The organism is Phormidesmis priestleyi ULC007 (assembly GCF_001895925.1).
Taxonomy (GTDB): Bacteria; Cyanobacteriota; Cyanobacteriia; order Leptolyngbyales; family Leptolyngbyaceae; genus Phormidesmis_A; species Phormidesmis_A priestleyi_A.
Map to the genome: position 1 here is coordinate 1 of NZ_MPPI01000116.1, position 1026 is coordinate 1026.

At 51.2% G+C, this 1026-nt stretch carries 2 protein-coding genes; one reads left to right on the top strand and one right to left on the bottom strand.

Features of this window, described 5'->3' with window-relative positions; genetic code table 11:
- The coding region (locus tag BRW63_RS29370) for a hypothetical protein (RefSeq protein ID WP_143162140.1) at nt 1-203 on the top strand (203 nt) is incomplete at its 5' end.
- Here the strand turns inward: BRW63_RS29370 and BRW63_RS27065 are convergent.
- Complete coding sequence (locus BRW63_RS27065; protein ID WP_073075391.1) at nt 147-938, bottom strand: IS5 family transposase; 792 nt, start codon at nt 936-938, stop codon at nt 147-149. The two genes, BRW63_RS29370 and BRW63_RS27065, sit on opposite strands and share 57 nt — an antisense overlap.
- Nucleotides 939-1026 lie beyond the last annotated feature (88 nt).

Sequence of the window (1026 nt, forward strand, 5' to 3'; positions counted from 1 at the left end):
AAGTTGAGACCAATCCACCGCATCTGGCGCAAGCACCGATTCCGTTCTCGATGGCAACGGTGAAGCGACGGGCGCTCAATCAGCATCTTCTCGAGCGCTTTATTGCCACCTTAGAGGGTGTTTTAAAAGTTGTAGCGGGTCAAATTTTACGCCAAGCGCTTGACCATAATCCGAATCATTGCCAGATAGATAAAGGTCTCTGATGTTTCTGGCAATAACTCATAGTCGCGAACTAAGCGACGGCAGTGCATCAGCCAGCCAAAAGTACGTTCGACGACCCAACGCTTCTTGAGCAGGACAAAGCCTTGCGTCTGTTCCGGGCGCAGCACGACCTGGACAATCCAATGACAGACGCTGATCACCCACTGCATGAATGGAAAGCCATCGAAGCCGCCATCGACCCAAATCGTATGGAGACGAGACACCGCTTTATCTCGCTGCCGCACCCGTTGGAGGACTTGTTTGCCGCCTTCGCGTTCTCCAGTACTAGCTGCTGCGACAAACACGCGCAAGACCAAGCCGAGCGTGTCTACGGTGGTAAATCGCTTGCGTCCTTTAATCTGTTTGCCTGCGTCGAAACCCACCGCTTCATGCACTCCCGCTGCACTTTTCACACTTTGACTATCGAGCACGGCTTCCGATGGACTCGGTTGCCGCCCTTGTTCGATGCGAGTACAACGGTACAAGCGGTCATGAATATTGACCCATGTTCCATCTTTACGCCAATTACGAAAGTAGGTATACACCGTCTGCCAAGCGGGGAAATCGCCGGGTAATGCTCGCCAGCGTACCCCTTCCACTAAGATGTAGAAAATTGCATTGAGTACCTCCCATAAATCAACTTCTCGTGGTCGCCCACCTGATTTTGCCTCTGGCAACAGGTCGCTCAGTAATTCATATTCAGCGAGGGTCAGATTGCTGGGATAGGATTTACTCATGTTGCTCTCTCGGTGCTGTAGTTGTTGTATTTACAGCGTATTACCGGAGAGCTTTTTTACGCTTCACCTGACTTTTAAAACACCCTCT